General features: G+C 73.8%; 16 protein-coding genes. 10 read left to right on the top strand and 6 right to left on the bottom strand.

Features of this window, described 5'->3' with window-relative positions:
* Positions 1 to 69 precede the first annotated feature (69 nt).
* On the bottom strand, positions 70 to 1,386 hold the full coding sequence (locus PP1_RS08735; protein WP_010241509.1) for an MFS transporter: 1,317 nt from the start codon (positions 1,384 to 1,386) through the stop codon (positions 70 to 72).
* 178 nt (positions 1,387 to 1,564) lie between these two features.
* Here PP1_RS08735 and PP1_RS08730 point away from each other — a divergent pair, with 178 nt between their 5' ends.
* The 5 genes from PP1_RS08730 to PP1_RS08710 all read left to right on the top strand — a co-directional run bounded on the left by PP1_RS08730 (position 1,565) and on the right by PP1_RS08710 (position 8,771).
* Positions 1,565 to 2,191: a TIGR03085 family metal-binding protein gene (locus tag PP1_RS08730; protein WP_010241507.1), complete on the top strand. Its 627-nt coding sequence runs from the start codon at positions 1,565 to 1,567 to the stop codon at positions 2,189 to 2,191.
* Positions 2,192 to 2,229: 38 nt separating this feature from the next.
* Positions 2,230 to 3,258 (top strand): 4-hydroxy-tetrahydrodipicolinate synthase, encoded by a 1,029-nt coding sequence (gene dapA / locus PP1_RS08725; protein ID WP_010241505.1) that lies wholly within the window; start codon positions 2,230 to 2,232, stop codon positions 3,256 to 3,258.
* Between the two features lie 93 nt (positions 3,259 to 3,351).
* Complete coding sequence (locus tag PP1_RS08720; RefSeq protein ID WP_443217606.1) at positions 3,352 to 5,061, top strand: ribonuclease J; 1,710 nt, start codon at positions 3,352 to 3,354, stop codon at positions 5,059 to 5,061.
* Positions 5,062 to 5,177: 116 nt separating this feature from the next.
* Positions 5,178 to 7,745, top strand: coding sequence for an FtsK/SpoIIIE family DNA translocase (locus tag PP1_RS08715; RefSeq protein WP_010241502.1), 2,568 nt, complete (start codon positions 5,178 to 5,180; stop codon positions 7,743 to 7,745).
* Positions 7,746 to 7,823: 78 nt separating this feature from the next.
* On the top strand, positions 7,824 to 8,771 hold the full coding sequence (locus tag PP1_RS08710; protein ID WP_010241501.1) for a YceI family protein: 948 nt from the start codon (positions 7,824 to 7,826) through the stop codon (positions 8,769 to 8,771).
* Between the two features lie 19 nt (positions 8,772 to 8,790).
* Here the strand turns inward: PP1_RS08710 and PP1_RS08705 are convergent, their stop codons facing one another.
* Both PP1_RS08705 and PP1_RS08700 read right to left on the bottom strand, forming a co-directional pair.
* On the bottom strand, positions 8,791 to 9,252 hold the full coding sequence (locus PP1_RS08705) for a tRNA (cytidine(34)-2'-O)-methyltransferase (RefSeq protein ID WP_010241500.1): 462 nt from the start codon (positions 9,250 to 9,252) through the stop codon (positions 8,791 to 8,793).
* A gap of 320 nt (positions 9,253 to 9,572) precedes the next feature.
* Entirely contained in the window at positions 9,573 to 9,878 is a 306-nt protein-coding gene (locus PP1_RS08700) for a PadR family transcriptional regulator (RefSeq protein ID WP_010241499.1), read from the bottom strand.
* Between the two features lie 235 nt (positions 9,879 to 10,113).
* Here PP1_RS08700 and PP1_RS08695 point away from each other — a divergent pair, with 235 nt between their 5' ends.
* Positions 10,114 to 10,554 carry a hypothetical protein gene (locus PP1_RS08695; RefSeq protein ID WP_010241498.1) on the top strand — a complete coding sequence of 147 codons (441 nt, stop codon included), beginning with the start codon at positions 10,114 to 10,116 and terminating at the stop codon, positions 10,552 to 10,554.
* Positions 10,555 to 10,566: 12 nt separating this feature from the next.
* Here PP1_RS08695 and PP1_RS08690 read toward each other — a convergent pair whose 3' ends face one another.
* Positions 10,567 to 11,391 (bottom strand): helix-turn-helix transcriptional regulator, encoded by an 825-nt coding sequence (locus tag PP1_RS08690; RefSeq protein ID WP_010241497.1) that lies wholly within the window; start codon positions 11,389 to 11,391, stop codon positions 10,567 to 10,569.
* A gap of 4 nt (positions 11,392 to 11,395) precedes the next feature.
* The gene (locus PP1_RS08685; RefSeq protein WP_010241495.1) at positions 11,396 to 11,905 is read right to left on the bottom strand and encodes an amino-acid N-acetyltransferase; all 510 of its coding nucleotides are present in this window, start codon (positions 11,903 to 11,905) and stop codon (positions 11,396 to 11,398) included.
* 60 nt (positions 11,906 to 11,965) lie between these two features.
* Between PP1_RS08685 and rimO the strand changes: the two genes are divergently transcribed.
* The 4 genes from rimO (at position 11,966) to PP1_RS08665 (ending at position 15,642) form a co-directional block, all read left to right on the top strand.
* On the top strand, positions 11,966 to 13,471 hold the full coding sequence (gene rimO, locus PP1_RS08680; protein ID WP_010241492.1) for a 30S ribosomal protein S12 methylthiotransferase RimO: 1,506 nt from the start codon (positions 11,966 to 11,968) through the stop codon (positions 13,469 to 13,471).
* A complete protein-coding gene (pgsA, locus tag PP1_RS08675) occupies positions 13,468 to 14,079 on the top strand; it encodes a CDP-diacylglycerol--glycerol-3-phosphate 3-phosphatidyltransferase (RefSeq protein WP_010241490.1) in 612 nt (203 codons plus the stop codon). Before rimO ends, pgsA begins: the two co-directional genes overlap by 4 nt.
* Before the next feature lie 162 nt (positions 14,080 to 14,241).
* On the top strand, positions 14,242 to 14,595 hold the full coding sequence (locus PP1_RS08670) for a helix-turn-helix domain-containing protein (protein WP_010241489.1): 354 nt from the start codon (positions 14,242 to 14,244) through the stop codon (positions 14,593 to 14,595).
* Positions 14,596 to 14,790: 195 nt separating this feature from the next.
* Complete coding sequence (locus PP1_RS08665) at positions 14,791 to 15,642, top strand: PspA/IM30 family protein (RefSeq protein ID WP_060573238.1); 852 nt, start codon at positions 14,791 to 14,793, stop codon at positions 15,640 to 15,642.
* 482 nt (positions 15,643 to 16,124) lie between these two features.
* On the opposite strand, the gene PP1_RS08660 is transcribed toward PP1_RS08665, so the two are convergent.
* The gene (locus tag PP1_RS08660) at positions 16,125 to 16,997 is read right to left on the bottom strand and encodes a DNA-formamidopyrimidine glycosylase family protein (protein WP_060573236.1); all 873 of its coding nucleotides are present in this window, start codon (positions 16,995 to 16,997) and stop codon (positions 16,125 to 16,127) included.
* Positions 16,998 to 16,999: the final 2 nt, after the last annotated feature.

Genomic DNA, 16,999 nt, shown 5'->3' with positions numbered 1-16,999 from the left:
GCCCGGGAAGCCGTACGGCGTCCCGGTGCGGCCCGGACGGACGAGCGGTGGGCCCGGCGGGGCCCGCGGTCAGACGGTCGCCGGCTGCGCGTCCTGCGCGGCGAGCGAGTCGGCGTCGGTCTGCGGCAGTGCCAGCGTGCAGAGCAGGCTGGCCAGCGACACCCCGGCCAACAGCAGGCCGATCGCGAGGCTGCCGTAGACGGGCACCAGCGCCGCGGAGATCAGCGGGACGACACCGCCGCCGAGCACGCCGGCGAGGTTGTAGGCGATCCCCGCGCCGGTGTAGCGGTACCGGGTCGGGAACAGCTCCGGCAGCTGCGCGCCGATCGGGCCGTACGCGATGCCGACGACGCCGAGGACCAGCGACAGCCCGAGCCCGAACGACCACGCCGTGCCGATGTCGATGATCGGGAACGCGGCGACGCCCGCCGCCACCGAGGCGATGTTGCCGATCACGACCATCCGCCGTCGCCCGACGCGGTCGGACAGGATCGCCGAGGCGATCGTGGTCATCGCGAACACGAGACCGCCGACGATGCCCATCGCCAGCACGGTCGGCCGGGGCAGCTCCAGCTGCTGGGTGCCGTAGCTGGTCAGGTAGGTGACGCCGATGTAGAAGAAGGCGAACACGGCCGTCGTCGAGCCGGCGCCGAGGAACACCGCGGCCGGACGGCTGGTGAACACCTCCGCGACCGGGAGCCGGGTGGAGGTGGTCGCCGCCTTGCTGCTGCGGAACGACGACGTCTCCTCCAGCGCGAGGCGCACGTACAGACCCACGCCGACGAGCAGCACCGACGCGATGAAGGGGATCCGCCAGCCCCAGGAGGCGAACGCCGCGTCGCTCATCGTCAGCGCGGTGATCAGGAACGTCGCCGACGCCAGCGCGAACGCCACCGACGGGCCGAGCTGCGGATAGAGGGCGTACTTGCCGCGGGCCTTCGTCGGTGCGTTCTCCGCGGTCAGCAGCGTCGCACCGGCCCACTCGCCGCCGACGGCCAGACCCTGCAGGATCCGCAACACGACCAGCAGGATCGGTGCCAGCACGCCGATCGTCCCGGTGGTCGGCAGCAGGCCGATCGCCAGCGTCGAGAAGCCCATGAGCAGCAGCGTCGTGACGAGGGTGCCCTTGCGCCCGAGACGGTCGCCGAAGTGACCGAAGAGGATCGACCCGAACGGCCGGGCGACGAACGCGACGCCGAAGGTGGCCAGCGCCAGCGCGGTCCCGGCCGCGGCCCCGAGCTCGGGGAAGAACACCTTGTTGAACACCAGCGCGGCGGCGGTGCCGTAGATGAAGAAGTCGTAGAACTCGATCACCGTGCCGGTCATGCTGGCGAGCGCGATGCGGCGCATCGAGTTCGGGGGCTGCGTGGTGGCAGCGTGCGTCATGGGAGTCCTCTCCGCTGAGAACGGGACGCCGGGAGTATGCGCACCCCGACGGGTGAGATCTGTATCACTGGCTACAAAACGGCGTCGTTCCGTCATCCGTCTGTCGACCGTTCGTCCGCCGCTCGTCGTGCGGTGCGCCGGTGGGCGTCGGACGGCCGCGCGCACTACGTTGGGCACGGTGAGCCTCGCGACCGACGAACGTGCCGCCATCTGCGCCGAGTTCGAACGCTCCGGCCCGGACCGCCCGACCCTGTGCGAGGGCTGGAACGCCCGTGACCTGCTCACCCACCTCCTGGTGCGGGAGCGGCAGCCGTGGAGCGCGGCGGGCATCCTGGTGCCCGCGCTGTCCGGGGTCACCGAGAAGGCGATGGAGGGCTACGCCTCCGAGGCCTGGCCGAACATGATCGACGACCTCCGCACGGGCCCCCCGGGGTGGTCGCCGTTCAAGGTCGGCAAGGTCGACGAGATCGCCAACGGCGCCGAGTTCTTCGTCCACCACGAGGACCTCCGGCGGGGCGAGGCCGGCTGGGAGCCGCGGCCGTCCGAGCCGCAGCGCGACGGGCAGCTGTGGACCCTGCTGTCGTCGCAGGCGAAGCTGCTGTTCCGGCGCAGCCCGGTCGGCATCGTGCTGCAGCGTCCGGAGGGGGCGCAGCAGGTCGTCGCGACCGGGCACGGCCTGGTCACGGTGGTCGGCGAGCCGTCGGAGCTGGTGCTGCACGCGTTCGGTCGCGACGCGGCCCGCGTCGAGGTCCAGGGGCTGCCCGCCGACGTGGAGGCCTACCGCGCCGCGCCCTCCGGGCTCTGAGGTCTCATCGCACCGCCGAGGCGGTACCGTCGACCCCCATGGACTCCGGCTCCCAGACCGCCCCGGCGGGGCAGCACCCGCCACGTCGTCCGTTCGGCGAGGTCCTCACCGCGATGGTGACCCCGTTCGATCCCGACGGGGAGCTCGACCTGGGCAAGGCGGAGGAGCTCGCCGCCCATCTGGTGGACCTGGGCAACGACGGTCTGGTCGTCAACGGGACCACCGGTGAGGGCCCCACCACCTCGGACGCCGAGAAGCGCGAGCTGATCCGCGCGGTCGTCGCGGCCGTCGGTGACCGGGCGACGATCATCAGCGGCGCCGGGACCTACGACACCGCGCACTCGATCGAGCTCGCGCGCAGCGCGGAGCAGGCCGGCGCGCACGGTCTGCTGACCGTGACGCCGTACTACTCGCGGCCGCCGCAGGAGGGATTGATCGCGCACTTCACCGCGGTCGCCGACGCCACCGACCTGCCGGTGATGCTCTACGACATCCCGCCGCGCAGCGTGATCGGGATCGACGTCGAGACGTTCCAGCGGCTCGCCCAGCACCCGCGGATCGTCGCGGTGAAGGACGCCCGCAACGACCTGCGGGTCGGCACCGAGGTCCTCGCGACCACGACGCTGGCCTACTACTCCGGCGACGACCCGGTGAACCTGCCGTGGCTGTCGGTCGGTGCCGTCGGCTTCGTGTCCGTGATCGGCCACGTCGTCGCCGACCGGCTGCGTGCGATGATCGACGCCTACCACGCGGGCGAGCACCAGCGGGCCCGCGCGCTGCACTACGCGATGCTCCCGGTGATCCGGGCGATGGGCCGCGTCGGCGGCGCCGTCTTCGCGAAGACGGCGCTGCGGCTGCGCGGCATCGACGTCGGCGAGACCCGGCTGCCGCTGCCGCCCGCCACCGAGGAGCAGGTCGCCGCGATCGCCGGGGACCTCGCCGTCGCGGGTGTCGCGCTGGACCCGCTGTCCCGGCCCGGTGTCCCGCTCTACCAGTCCGGGCACGGCGCGCTCGGCGGACGCACCGCCACCGACCTCGGGGCCGAGATCGCGTACCCGCGTACCTGATCCGCCCCACCATCCATCAGTGACGAACCTTGTGAGGCACGAACCCCAGTGAGTCCCCAGCGCAACGACCGCCGGAACCGACCCGGGCGGTCCCTGAGCGCCCCGCCGGAGAAGATCGACCGTCCCGAGCTGCCGGAGGGACGCCCGCCCGCGCTCGCGAAGGGCGGCCTGCGCACCTTCGCGCTCGGCGGCATCGGCGAGGTCGGCCGGAACATGACGGTCTTCGAGTACGAGGGCCGACTGCTCGTCGTCGACTGCGGCGTGCTGTTCCCGTCCGACGACTCGCCCGGCGTCGACCTGATCCTGCCCGACTTCCGCGCCATCGAGGACCGGCTCGACGACATCGACGCGCTCGTCCTCACCCACGGCCACGAGGACCACATCGGTGCCGTGCCGTGGCTGCTGCGGATGCGGCCGGACATCCCCGTCGTCGGCTCGCGGTTCACGCTCGCCCTGGTCGCGGCCAAGTGCAAGGAGCACCGGCTCACCCCGCACCTGCAGGAGGTCTCCGAGGGCGACCGGGTCTCCCACGGCGGCTGGGACTGCGAGTACTTCGCGGTCAACCACTCCATCCCGGACGCGGTCGCGGTCGCGATCCGCACCCCGGCCGGCCTGGTGCTGCACACCGGTGACATCAAGCTCGACCAGCTCCCGCTCGACGGGCGGCTCACCGACCTCGCCGGGTTCTCCCGGCTGGGCGAGGAGGGCGTCGACCTGTTCCTGGTCGACTCCACGAACGCCGAGGTCCCCGGCTTCGTCACCCCGGAGTCCGACATCGGGCCGGTCATCGCCGACCTGGTGCGGCGGGCCCCGTCGCGGATCATCCTGGCCTGCTTCGCCAGCCACGTGCACCGCGTCCAGCAGGTCCTCGACGCCGCGCACGCGCACGGCCGCAAGGTCTGCCTGACCGGCCGGTCGATGGTCCGCAACATGGGCCTGGCCGACGACCACTCGCTGCTCAACATCCCGGACGGGCTCCTCGTCGACATCGACGAGGCGATGCGCCTGCCCGACGACCAGCTGGTGCTCGTCTCCACCGGGTCCCAGGGCGAGCCGCTCGCGGCGCTGTCCCGGATGGCCCGCGGCGACCACCGCAGCATCACGATCCGCCCGGACGACACGATCATCCTGGCCAGCTCGCTGATCCCGGGCAACGAGACCGCGGTCTTCGCAGTGATCAACGGCCTGACCCGGCTGGGCGCGACCGTCGTGCACCAGGGCAACGCCAAGGTGCACGTCTCCGGGCACGCCCCGGCCGGCGAGCTGCTGTTCCTCTACAACGCGGTACGGCCGTCGAACGTCATGCCGGTGCACGGCGAGTGGCGCCACCTGCGCGCCAACGCCGAACTTGCCCGCAAGACCGGGGTGCCGGAGGACTCGGTCGTGATCGCCGAGAACGGCGTCGTCGTCGATCTCGTCGACAGCAAGGCCGGCATCACCGGGCGGGTCGAGGTCGGCCAGGTCTACGTCGACGGCCTGGCCGTCGGCGACGTCGGGGAGAACACCCTCGGCGACCGGATCGCGCTCGGCGAGGGCGGGTTCATCCAGATCACCGTCGCGATCGACCACAAGACGGGACGGGCGCTGTCCCGTCCGACGCTGTCCGGCCGCGGGTTCTCCGACGACCCCAAGGCCCTCGACGCCGCGCAGGCGCTCGTCGAGAACGAGCTGTCCCGCCTGGAGAACGAGGGTGTGAGCGACCCGCACCGGATCGCCCAGGGCGTCCGGCGGGTCGTCGGGCGCTGGGTGTCGGACACCTACCGTCGCCGGCCGATGATCGTGCCCACTGTCATCGCCGTGTAGGCGGCTGCGCCGCCCGTGAGTGGTTATCGCGGCTATGACCGCGATAACCACTCACGAGCCGCAGGCCCCCGCGTCGGTCCACGGTTCGATCTTCACCGCGGGCTACCGTGTGTGACATGGCAGGACGTACGAGCACGGGCAGGACCACCACGAGAGCGGCCGCGGGTCGCGGCTCGGGGCGGTCCGGCTCGCGCGCGTCGGCGTCCCGCAAGCGGTCCACCACGCGCCGGACGCCGCCGAAGCGCCAGGGACCCGACCTGATCGACCGCGGGATCGACGCGGTCGGGCGGGGTGTCGCGCGGACGTTCCGGGCGTCGGGCCGCGCCGTCGGCCGGACCCGGGACATCGATCCCGCGCACCGCCGTGACGGGCTCGGCTTCGGCATGCTCGTGCTCGCGGTGATCGCCGCGGCCGGACTGTGGTGGCAGGCGGGCGGCTCGGTCGGCTACTGGTTCACGTTCGTCGTCCAGGCCGTGATGGGCGTGACCGGGGTGCTGCTGCCGGTGATCCTGCTGGGCATCGGCGTCGTCCTGGTGACGACACCGGCGCACCCGGAGGCGCGGCCGCGGATCGTGGCGGGGTCGCTGCTGCTCGCGCTGGGTGTACTCGGCCTGGTCCACCTCGCCCGGGGCGGCCCGTCCGAGCCCGACGCGTGGCGCGGTGCCGGCGGCGCCGTCGGCTACGTCGCGGGCACCCCGCTCGAGGCGGGTCTCACGCTGTGGACGGCCGTGCCGGTGCTCGTCCTGCTCACGCTGTACTCGGTGCTGCTGGTGACCGGCATCCCGGTCCGGGAGCTGCCGGACCGGTTCCGCAGGCTCACCGGGCAGCTCCCGCCCGAGGACGAGGAGACCGGCGAGGACGGCGCGCCGCGCACGGTCGCCGACGCCGTCGCCGAGAAGGAGGCCGCCGAGAACGGTGAGGAGGCGCCGAAGCGCCGGCGCCCGTCGCGCCGCCGTCAGCAGGCGTCGGAGGCCGACGCCTACCGGGTCGAGGAGGGCGAGCACGCCCCCACGCCGGTCGACGCCGAGGTTCCCGGTGCGCCCCCGGAGGTCCCCGCCGCCGCGGCGGCGAAGAAGGCTCCGCGCAAGCCGGTCGTCGAGACCCCGCCGGCGGAGGACTCGCCGCCCACCGAGGGTGAGCAGCTCTCGATGGCGATCCGGGAGCCGGTCGGCGAGTCCGAGTACGTCCTGCCCCCGCCGGACGCCCTGGAGGCCGGGCCGCCGCCGAAGACCCGCAGCTCCGCCAACGACGCCATGATCGAGGCGATCACCGGCGTGCTGGACCAGTTCAACATCGACGCCCAGGTCACCGGCTTCACCCGCGGCCCGACGGTCACCCGCTACGAGATCGAGCTCGGCCCCGCGGTGAAGGTCGAGAAGATCACCCAGCTGCAGCGGAACCTCGCCTACGCGGTCGCGAACGACAACGTCCGGCTGCTCGCCCCGATCCCCGGCAAGTCCGCCGTGGGCATCGAGGTGCCGAACACCGACCGCGAGATGGTGCGGCTCGGCGACGTCCTGCGCTCGAACTCCGCGCGCAACGAGCAGCACCCGATGGGCATCGGGCTGGGCAAGGACATCGAGGGCCACTACCTCGTCGCGAACCTGGCGAAGATGCCGCACCTGCTGGTCGCTGGCTCCACCGGCTCCGGCAAGTCGAGCTTCGTCAACTCGATGCTGGTGTCGCTGCTGACCCGGGCCACCCCGGACGAGGTCCGGATGATCCTCATCGACCCGAAGATGGTCGAGCTGACCCCGTACGAGGGCATCCCGCACCTGATCACGCCCATCATCACCCAGCCGAAGAAGGCCGCCGCCGCGCTGGCCTGGCTGGTGGAGGAGATGGAGCAGCGCTACCAGGACATGCAGGCCAACCGGGTCCGGCACATCGACGACTTCAACCGCAAGGTCCGCTCCGGCGAGATCACCGCGCCGCCCGGCTCGGAGCGGGTGTACCGGCCGTACCCGTACATCATGTGCATCGTCGACGAGCTCGCCGACCTCATGATGACCGCCCCGCGCGACGTCGAGGACGCGATCGTCCGGATCACCCAGAAGGCCCGTGCGGCCGGGATCCACCTGATCCTGGCGACCCAGCGGCCGTCGGTCGACGTCGTCACCGGCCTGATCAAGACGAACGTCCCGTCCAGACTGGCGTTCGCGACGTCGTCGCTGACCGACTCCCGGGTCATCCTCGACCAGCCGGGCGCGGAGAAGCTGATCGGCATGGGCGACGCGCTCTACCTGCCGATGGGCGCCGGGAAGCCGGTCCGCATGCAGGGCGCCTTCGTCGACGACGACGAGATCGCCAAGGTCGTCGGGTTCACCAAGGAGCAGGCCGAGCCCAGCTACACCGAGGGTGTCACCGCGGCCAAGGCGGGCGAGGCGAAGGAGATCGACGCCGACATCGGCGACGACCTGGACGTCCTGCTGCAGGCCGCCGAGCTGATCGTGACGTCGCAGTTCGGCTCGACGTCGATGCTGCAGCGCAAGCTCCGCGTCGGCTTCGCCAAGGCGGGCCGGCTGATGGACCTGCTGGAGACCCGGCACATCGTCGGGCCGTCCGAGGGTTCCAAGGCCCGCGACGTGCTGGTGAAGCCGGACGAGCTGGAGAACGCCCTGTACCTGATCCGCGGCGGCGGCACCGCCGACGGCGGCGAGGTCGGTGGCGGCGACGACGAGTGATGGTGTGGTGTGACCAATACCAAGCGTGATCACTCTTTGGCTTGGACGGGTTAACGAGACCGTCACGAACGTGCCAGAGTGACGGCCGGGGTCACTGTCCGGTGGCCGCACGTCGTCCTGCCCGGTGCCCGGGCGGAGGAGGTCTGGCCGGTGTTCTGGAGGAAGAAGGACCGTCGTCGTCCGGCACGGGGGACCACCGACCGGCACGCCCTGGTCCCGATCCCCCTCACCGGCGGCGTGCTGTCGGGCCAGGTCCGCGACGGCCGCGGCGGGGCGCTGCACGGCACCGAGATCTCCGTGATCGACGGGGGTGACCGCCGGGTCGCGCACCTCGACACCGACCCGTTCGGCCGGTTCGCCGCGTCGCTGATGCCCGGCCAGTACCGCGTGCGGGTCGACGCGGGCGGCTACCAGCAGGTGACCGACGTCGTCGAGGTCTCCTGGGGCCAGCACGCCGACATGGGCACGATCGTCCTCGGCGAGGACCCGGCGCTGCGCCCCCCGCGGCCCGGCCTGTTCGTGATCGACCCCGACCACAGCTCGGTCCGGTTCGTCGCCCGCCACATCGGACTGTCCAAGGTGTACGGACGGTTCAACCGGTTCCAGGGCCGGATCCGGATCGCGGAGCCGTTCGAGGAGTCCTCGGTGGACGTCGTCATCGACTCCGCGAGCGTCGACACGAACGCCGACGCCCGCGACACCCACCTGCGTTCCGCCGACTTCCTCGACGTCGAGCGGTTCCCCGAGCTGCGCTTCTCCAGCGTCCGCTTCGCCGCGCACGGCGGGAACCGCTGGACCGTCGACGGCGACCTCACCCTGCACGGCCTGACCAGCGACGTCTCGCTGGACACCACGTTCCTCGGCTCCGCGGAGTGGAACGGCGACCGGGTCGGCGCGATCGCCACCGGGCAGCTGCACCGCGAGCACTACACGCTCAACTGGCAGCAGACGATCGCGAAGGGACTGCCGGTCGTCGGCTCGACGATCGAGATCCAGCTCGACGTGCAGGCCGTCCGGCAGGGCTGACGGCCGAGCGCCTCGCGCGCTACCGGAACCCGGTCTGCCGCCACGCCTCGTAGACGGCGACGGCGGCCGCGTTGGCCAGGTTCAGCGACCGGTTCGACGGCCGCATCGGCAGCGCCACCCGGCCGGTCACCCACGCCGCCCCGGCGACGTCGGCCGGGAGCCCCGTGGACTCGCGGCCGAACAGCAGCACGTCGCCGGGGGAGTAGGCGACGTCGGTGTAGCGCACCGGCGCGCCGGTGGTGAACGCGTAGACCCGCGCCCCGGCGTCCGCCACCCACGCGGCGAAGGCGTCGGTCCCCGCGTGCACGACGACGTCGGCGAGCTCGCCGTAGTCGAGCCCGGCCCGGCGTACCGCCCGCTCGTCGAGGGAGAACCCGAGCGGCCGGATCAGGTGCAGCTCGGCGCCGGTGTTCGCGGCCAGCCGGATGACGTTCCCGGTGTTGGGCGGGATCTCCGGGGTGTGCAGGGCGAGTCGGAACACGGCGCCGAGTATCGCCCCGGCCCCCGCGCCGGTTCCCGGCGCTCCACCGTCTGCGCACGATCCGCGCGCCCGCCGCGACAGCCCCCGGGGCGCCGCAGCCGCACAGGGTCCGGCCCCGCCGCACAGGCTCAGGGGCCCCCGCACAGGGCATAACCCGTGCGAACGCCCGAAACCTGTGCGGTTGCGTCGAGGGGTGAGGGTGGGTCCGGATGCGCGCGAGCCGGCCGGCGGGGTCGTCGTCGACCAGGTGGACCGGTGCGCCACCGGGTGGTGGGGGCACTCGCCGTCGTGCAGGAGGCGGGAGGCGGCGGGGCCGGTGGTCAGTCCCCGTCGGCGGGCAGCACGGCCCGGACCGCGCGCACTCCGCGCTCGAACTCGCGCCGGCGTCCGCGCAGCACCCGCGCGCCGGACGCGGTCAGGCGGTAGCGGGTCGACCCCGGGGCCCTGGCCACCAGCCGGTTGCGGCGCATCCGGTGCAGCGTGCTGTGCAGGGTGCCGGGGGAGAGGTCGACGACGCCGCCGGTGCGGTCGCGCACCAGCCGGGCGATCGCCGTGCCGTCGCCCGGCTCGGCCTGCACCGCGGAAAGGATCACCAGGTCGAGCGTGGCTCGGTCGCGGACGCGCATCGGGACTCCTCCCACCGGGGGCGCTCGTCGCCGGACGGTACGTCCGGCTCCGCACGATCGGCACCCTCGCTCCACCCGATTGCCGATGCGGTGCGGCCGGACGGAGGCCCCGGTGCGCGGCGTGGCGACCTACGCTCGATCACGGCCCACGACGACGTACGGCGGAAGGGGCGGCGATGCCCACCGACACCCGCACGGGGGATGCCCCCACCGGGACCCGGCCCGGGGTGCGCCGGTGACGGCGCCGGCGGTCGGACGCCCGGCGCTGCGTTCCGTCCCGACCGGCACGGCGGTCCCGCGGACGGGCCCGCCTCCGGACCTGGCCACGACACTGCGCGTGGCGGGGGAGCGGCTGCTCGCCGCGGTCGTGGACCGGCTCGCCCAGGCGGCCCTGGAGAAGGTCGACGACCTGGCCGCCGGGCTGGAGCGGATCGCGAGCGAGGGCGGTCCCGGCGTCGGCGCGGCGGTGGGTGCCGGGCGCGCCTACGCGGAGGGGCGCAACGTGCTCTGGGGCGCGATCAAGGGTGGTTTCGCCGCACTCGGCACCGCGGCGAAGGTGCTCATCGGCGTCGTACTGGTCCTGGCACCGGTGCTGCTGGTGCTGTCGCTGGTCGTCCTGATCGTCGCCGCCCTGGTGTGGGCGGTTGTCGCCGCGGTCCGCGCGATCGCCGGCTGAGCCGGGCCCGGGTCAGGGCCGCTCGGCCAGCCAGCCCCGCGCGGTCGTCCCGGCGAGCTCGCGGAAGTCCCGGGCGAGGTGTTGCTGGTCGACGTAGCCGCAGGTCGTGGCCACGTCGACGAGTGCAGGAGCGGTACGCGAGCGCAGCAGCGCGCAGGCCCGCTCGAACCGGATCACCCGCGCCGCCGTCTTGGTGCCGAGCCCGGTCTCTCGGCGGAGCCGCTCGCCGAGGTGCCGGGCCGACCAGCCGACGTCGTCGGCGAGGTCGGCGACCCGCACCGTGCCCCCGGAGCGGACCAGCAGGTCCCAGGCACGCCCGATCTCCGGCGGTGGACCGGCCGGGCCCGTCCGCCGTGCGGCGATCCGGCACAGCTCGGCGTCGAGGAGGGCGCACCGGCCCGCCCACGACGGCGTGGCGTGCAACCGGTCCAGCAGCGTGCCGGTGTCCGGCAGCAGAAGCCCCAGGTCGACGACGTCGGACGCCAGCTCGGACGCGGGCAGCCCCAGCAGCGCCCGGGCGCCCCGCCAGGTCAGGGCGAGCTGCAGGCCGGCCTGCAGCTCCCCGGTCGCGATGACGGCGGGGGCGGCGTGCAGCCCGGCCGCGGACGCCGCGAAGCGTCCCGCTCCCCGTCCCGGGTCGGGTTTGCGCAGCAGTTCGACCGCACCCTCCAGGCAGAGGATCACCGTCAGGTGCCCGCTCGACACCCCCTGGTGGGTGCCCGCCGGCCCGGCAGGCGACCGCCACGCCCAGATCTCGCGCACCAGCGGGCGGAGCGCGGCGGAGGTGCGCCACCGCCACGCCCCGACGGCGTCGTGCGCGGCCCCGTGTCCGGCCATGGGGTCAGAGTGTCAGCAACATCCGGACGTTGCCCAGTGTGTTCGGCTTGACGTGCGCGAGATCCAGGAACTCGGCGACGCCGGTGTCGTAGGAGCGCAGCATCGCGGCGAACACCTCGGCCGACACGGGCGTCCCGTCGATCTCGGCGAACCCGTGACGGGCGAAGAACTGCTTCTCGAAGGTCAGCACGAACAGCCGCTTCAGGCCGAGGTCGCGGGCGCCGGCGATCAGCGCGTCGACGATCCGGTGCCCGACGCCGCGCCCCAGCACCGACGGGGAGACCGCGACCGTCCGGATCTCACCGAGGTCCTCCCAGAGCACGTGCAGCGCACCGCAACCGACGACGCGGCCGTCGAGCTCGGCGACCAGGAACTCGGGGACGGCCTCGTAGAGGGTCACCGTCTCCTTCGCGAGCAGCAGCTTCCCGGCGTACTGGTCCACCAGCTCGCGGATCGTGCGGACGTCGGGGGTGCGGGCGCGGCGGACGTGCACGTCGGGGTCGGGATCGGCCACGGACGCCGAGCCTAGACCGCACCGCGTGGGCCGGCCGGACCGCCGTCTATCCTGGAGGCCGTGGCTTCCCCCGAGAACGCGCCCCGGCGCGCCGCCCTGCTGACCCTGGGCTGCGCGCGGAACGAGGTCGACTCCGAGGAGCTCGCCGGCCGCCTGACCGGCTCCGGCTGGGAGCTGGTCGACGCCGAGGGCGGCTCGCCCGACGTCATCCTCGTCAACACCTGCGGCTTCGTCGAGCAGGCCAAGAAGGACTCGATCGACACCGTGCTGGCCGCCTCGGACGTGGCCCGCCCGGCCGGTGCGAAGGTCGTCGCGGTCGGTTGCCTGGCCGAGCGGTACGGCGCCGAGCTGGCCGCCGACCTGCCGGAGGCCGACGCCGTGCTCGGCTTCGACGCCTACCCGGAGCTCGCGGAGCGGCTCGGCGACGTCCTCGGCGGCCACGCCCCCGCCCCGCACGTGCCGGTGGACCGCCGCACCCTGCTGCCGATCTCGCCGGTGGAGCGGCCCGCCGCCACCGCCGACGTGTCGGTGCCGGGGCACGACTGGGTTCCCGACCTCGCGGGCATCGCCCGCACCCGGCTCGCCGGCGGACCGGTCGCGTCGCTGAAGCTCGCCTCGGGCTGCGACCGCCGGTGCGCGTTCTGCGCGATCCCGTCCTTCCGCGGCAGCTTCGTGTCCCGCCCGCCGGCCGACGTCCTCGGCGAGGCGGCCTGGCTGGCGTCGCAGGGCGTGCGGGAGCTGGTGCTGGTCAGCGAGAACTCGACGTCGTACGGCAAGGACCTGCCGGGCGGCACCCGCGCGCTGGTCGACCTGCTGCCGCGCCTCGGCTCCACCCCCGGTGTCGAGCGGGTGCGCGTGTCGTACCTGCAGCCCGCCGAGCTGCGCCCGGACCTGCTCGCCGCGATCGCGACGACGCCGGGGATCGCGCCCTACTTCGACCTGTCGTTCCAGCACGCGTCGGCGACCGTGCTGCGCCGGATGCGCCGCTTCGGCTCGCGCACCGACTTCCTGGACCTGTGCACGCGGATCCGCGAGCTCGCGCCGGAGGCCGGGATCCGGTCCAACGTGATCGTCGGTTTCCCCGGCGAGACCGAGGAGGACCTCGCCGAGCTCGAGGCGTTCCTGACCGGGGCCCGGCTCGACGCCGTCGGCGTGTTCGGGTACTCCGACGAGGATGGCACCGAGGCCGAGGGCTACGACGGCAAGGTCGACCCGGCCGAGGTGCAGGCCCGCGTCGCGCGGATCTCGGCGCTGGCCGACGAGCTCATGGAGCAGCGGGCCGAGGAGCGGATCGGCACCGAGGTCGTCGTCCTGGTCGAGCGGACCGATGCCGACGACGAGGACGACTGCGCCGGCCGCGCCGCCCACCAGGGCCCGGACGCCGACGGCGAGTCCTACGTCGTCGCTGCGGCCGACGACGGCCCGGACCCGTCGTCGCTGCGCCCGGGGGACCTCGTCCGCTGCCGGGTGCTCGACACCGAGGGTGTCGACCTGCTCGTGGAGGCCTGCGAGCTGCTGCCGCGCGCCGGGATCGACGACCCCGTGCCCGCGGTGGCGGCCGGATGAGCTCGTCGCAGCCCGCCGGCGGCACCGTGCCGGTCGGCGGGCAGGCGCCGCTGCTGAACATCGCGAACGCGCTGACCTGCCTGCGGCTGGTCCTCGTCCCGGTGTTCGTCGCGGCGTTGTTCACCGGGGGCGGCGAGGACACCGTCTGGCGGCTGATCGCGTTCGCCGTGTTCGTGGTCGCGGCGTTGACCGACCGGCTCGACGGGCAGCTGGCCCGCAGCCGGGGCCTCGTCACCTGGTTCGGGGCGCTCGCCGACCCGATCGCCGACAAGGCACTCACCGGGGCGGCGCTGATCGGGTTGTCGATGCTGGCCGTCGTCCCGTGGTGGGTGACGATCGTGATCCTCGGCCGGGAGCTCGGCATCACGGTGCTGCGGTTCGCGGTGATCCGGCGCGGGGTCATCCCGGCCAGCCGCGGCGGGAAGGCGAAGACGGTCGCCCAGACCGTCGCCATCGGGCTGTTCCTGCTCCCGCTGCCGCTGCTGCTCCCGGGGGCCGTGGCCGCGGTGCTGGTCGTGCAGTGGGTGGTCATGGCCGTCGCGCTGGTGCTGACCGTCGTGACCGGCGTCGACTACGTCGTCAAGGCCGCTCGGGCCCAGCCCGCCTGACCTGCGGGGACTGAACCGCCGCCCGCGGGCGTTGAGGTGTTCGCCGTGGGCGGACAGGGTCGCGCACGATCGGTCCCGCCGATCCGGTCCGCGAGTCGGTACGGTGATTCACACCGGGGCACGGTGCCACCCCACCCCGGTGGGACGAGTCGAGGAGGGCACATGCTGCTGCGGGAAGCGATCGGCAGCGGCCTGCGCCAGGCGCGCACCGAGCGTCGGCGCACGCTGCGCGACATCTCGCGGGCCGCGCGGGTCAGCCTCGGGTACCTGTCCGAGGTCGAGCGCGGCCGCAAGGAACCCTCCAGCGAGCTGCTCGCCGCGATCTGCGAGGCACTCGGCATCTCCGTCCCGGACCTGCTGACCTCGGTCGCCGTGGAGATGGCCGGCGAGCTGCGCCGCGACGACGTCCTGGTCCCGATCGGCCAGCGGCACGCCGAGCTGCGCCTGGCCGGCCGTCCCGGCACGCCGGTGGTGGCGCCCGCGTCGGCCGGCGGCCCGGTCGCCTCCGCCGCCTGATCGACTTTCGGAGATGCTCGGATCCCCGCCCGGCTCGTCACGGTAGGGTGCGCGCGTACTGGCAGCGGTGCCAGGATGGAGAGGGCCGGAGTGCCGGCGCCGACCGCGGGGGGAACGCGGGGTCGGCCCGTCCCGGTGCGCCCGCCGATACGCGGGCACGGTCGTGAGCGAGCCCCAGCGGAGGTAGGCGGAGAGATGGCCAACGGATTCACCAAGGCCTGGAGCTACCTGATGGCCCTGTTCTCGTCGAAGGTCGACGAGCACGCGGACCCGAAGGTGCAGATCCAGCAGGCCATCGAGGACGCCCAGCGGCAGCACCAGCAGCTGTCCCAGCAGGCGGCGGCGGTCATCGGCAACCAGCGGCAGCTGGAGATGAAGCTGAACCGTCAGCTCGGGGAGATCGAGAAGCTGCAGTCGTCGGCCAAGCAGGCTCTGGTCCTCGCCGACCAGGCCCGCGCCCAGGGCGACGAGCAGAAGGCCCAGCAGTACGAGCAGTCCGCCCAGACGTTCGCCACCCAGCTGGTGACGGCGGAGCAGGGCGTCGAGGACCTCAAGACGCTGCACGACCAGTCGATCGGTGCGGCCGAGCAGGCCAAGCAGGCCGTCGAGCGCAACTCGATGGTCCTGCAGCAGAAGATCGCCGAGCGCACCAAGCTGCTCAGCCAGCTCGAGCAGGCGAAGATGCAGGAGCAGGCCGCGAGCTCGCTCCAGCAGATGAGCGAGCTGTCCGCGCCGCGCAACGCCCCGTCGCTCGACGAGGTCCGCGACAAGATCGAGAAGCGGTACGCCAACGCCCTCGGCTCGGCGGAGCTCGCGCAGAACTCGGTGCAGGGCCGGATGCTCGAGGTCCAGCAGTCGACCACCGACATGGCCGGTGCGTCGCGGCTGGACCAGATCCGGGCCTCGATGTCCGGGACCCCGATCGCCGGCGGGCAGCAGGCGCCTCAGGTCGGGCAGGGCGAGCAGAGCACCCAGCAGCTGCCGTCGAACCCCGCGCCGGCGCAGCAGAACACCCAGCAGAACCAGCAGCAGCCCGGCACCGCCTGAGCCGCCGCTCCACCGCACACGGACGCCGCGCCCCGCTCCGGGGCGCGGCGTCCGCGCGTCCGGCCCCGGCCGTGATCCTGCGCCGCCCACCGCCGCGCCGCCCGCGCGACGGCGGCCCTGGCGCACCCCGTCGCCGGTCGTGGCACCCGTCGCGTGGGGTGCGTCGGAGGGCCGGGCGGTGCGTCGGCGGGGCAGAGGTGCGTCAGCCGGCCAGGGGTGCATCGGCTGGGGAGGGGCGCGCCGGCGTCCGCGCGGGCGGGGGTGCGCGCCCGGACGCACCCCGTCGCCGGTCGTGGCACCCGTCGCGTGGGGTGCCTCGGCCGGTCAGGGGGTGTGTAGGCCGGTCAGGGGTCGCGCGGGCCGGGCACGGGGTGCGTCGGCCGGTCAGGGGGGTGTGTCGGCCGGGCACGGGGTGCGTCGGCCGAGGTCGGGAGCGCGCCGGGCGGCGACGGGGTGCGGTCTGCGCGTCCGGGCGCGGCGGGTCAGCGGGTGCGTGCGCCCGGGGGAGGACGGCCGGGGGCGCCGCGGCGCGGGCCGGTCCTGCGGCGCACCGGCTCGGGCGCGGGACCCCGCTGGCAGCGTGGGCACCAATAGGTGACCCGGTCCCGGGGCGGCTCGCCCTGGTCGGCGGTCCGGATCCGGGTCCCGCAGCGCCGGCAGGGCCGGCCCGACCGCTCGAAGACCCAGTGTGCCTCGCCCGCGGCGAGCGACCCCGTCGTCGTCTGCTCGGGTCTGTCCTTGTTGGACGACAGCAGCGTGCGCGACAGCGCGATCACGCCCGGCAGGTCCGGGACGTCCCGCACCAGCACCCAGGGTGTCAGCCCGAGCCGGAAACAGATGTCGTTGCGGTACAGGTTGCCCAGCCCCGCCATCACCCGCTGCTCCAGCAGCACCAGACCGAGCTCGTGGTCCCCGCGCGCGGACATCCGGCGCAGCGCCTCGGCCTCGTGGCCGGCGCCCCAGTCCGGGTCGAGCAGGTCCGGGCCGAGGTGCCCGACGAGGGTGTGCTCGTCGGCGGTCGGCAGGAGCTCGAGGTCGTGCAGCGCGAAGCCGACGGCGACCCGCTCCCGGGTCTCCAGCACCGCACGGGCCTCGTGCGCGACCCGCCGCCAGCGCATCCCGGGCCGGTACAGGTGCCACGCGCCGTCCATCCGGAAGTGGCTGTGCAGGCTGCGGCCGTCGTCGAACCGGGTGAACAGGTGCTTCCCGACCGGGGCGACGCCGGTGACGGTCAGTCCTGCCAGGTCGTGCTCCACCAGCCGCGGGTGCCGCAGCTCCCCGCGGAGGAGCTCGTGGCCGGCCAGCGCGGCGTGCAGCCGCACCGCGGCCAGGTAGACGGTGTCTCCCTCGGGCACGG

Source organism: Pseudonocardia sp. P1, from assembly GCF_000178675.2.
Taxonomy (GTDB): Bacteria; Actinomycetota; Actinomycetes; order Mycobacteriales; family Pseudonocardiaceae; genus Pseudonocardia.
The sequence above is the reverse complement of the archived record's forward strand: the minus strand, read 5'-3'. Positions and strand labels throughout refer to the sequence as shown.

Excerpts from the sequence above, each read along its gene's own strand:
- PP1_RS08715 (WP_010241502.1), top strand. The coding sequence starts at position 5,178 with ATGGCAGGACGTACGAGCACGGGCAGGACCACCACGAGAGCGGCCGCG.
- PP1_RS08665 (WP_060573238.1), top strand. The coding sequence starts at position 14,791 with ATGGCCAACGGATTCACCAAGGCCTGGAGCTACCTGATGGCCCTGTTC.
- pgsA (WP_010241490.1), top strand. The coding sequence starts at position 13,468 with ATGAGCTCGTCGCAGCCCGCCGGCGGCACCGTGCCGGTCGGCGGGCAG.
- PP1_RS08670 (WP_010241489.1), top strand. The coding sequence starts at position 14,242 with ATGCTGCTGCGGGAAGCGATCGGCAGCGGCCTGCGCCAGGCGCGCACC.
- PP1_RS08690 (WP_010241497.1), bottom strand. The coding sequence starts at position 11,391 with ATGGCCGGACACGGGGCCGCGCACGACGCCGTCGGGGCGTGGCGGTGG.
- PP1_RS08700 (WP_010241499.1), bottom strand. The coding sequence starts at position 9,878 with ATGCGCGTCCGCGACCGAGCCACGCTCGACCTGGTGATCCTTTCCGCG.
- PP1_RS08735 (WP_010241509.1), bottom strand. The coding sequence starts at position 1,386 with ATGACGCACGCTGCCACCACGCAGCCCCCGAACTCGATGCGCCGCATC.
- dapA (WP_010241505.1), top strand. The coding sequence starts at position 2,230 with ATGGACTCCGGCTCCCAGACCGCCCCGGCGGGGCAGCACCCGCCACGT.